The organism is Paenibacillus sp. EKM212P (assembly GCF_011066115.1).
Lineage (GTDB): Bacteria > Bacillota > Bacilli > Paenibacillales > Paenibacillaceae > Paenibacillus > Paenibacillus polymyxa_B.
On the sequence record NZ_JAAMNR010000044.1, the window covers coordinates 1 to 571 of the forward strand.

Annotated in this window: 1 rRNA gene; it reads left to right on the plus strand. The window is 56.6% G+C overall.

Annotated features, from left to right (window positions below):
* A 23S ribosomal RNA gene (locus G9G54_RS24880) occupies positions 1–571 on the plus strand; the annotation flags it as partial.

Genomic DNA, 571 nt, shown 5'->3' on the forward strand with positions numbered 1-571 from the left:
CGAGGACAGTGTCAGGTGGGCAGTTTGACTGGGGCGGTCGCCTCCTAAAGAGTAACGGAGGCGCCCCAAGGTTCCCTCAGAATGGTTGGAAATCATTCGAAGAGTGCAAAGGCAGAAGGGAGCTTGACTGCGAGACCTACAAGTCGAGCAGGGACGAAAGTCGGGCTTAGTGATCCGGTGGTACCGCATGGAAGGGCCATCGCTCAACGGATAAAAGCTACCCTGGGGATAACAGGCTTATCTCCCCCAAGAGTCCACATCGACGGGGAGGTTTGGCACCTCGATGTCGGCTCATCGCATCCTGGGGCTGAAGTAGGTCCCAAGGGTTGGGCTGTTCGCCCATTAAAGCGGTACGCGAGCTGGGTTCAGAACGTCGTGAGACAGTTCGGTCCCTATCTGTCGTGGGCGTAGGAAATTTGAGAGGAGCTGTCCTTAGTACGAGAGGACCGGGATGGACGTACCGCTGGTGTACCAGTTGTTCCGCCAGGAGCACCGCTGGGTAGCTATGTACGGAAGGGATAAGCGCTGAAAGCATCTAAGCGTGAAGCCCCCCTCAAGATGAGATTTCCCA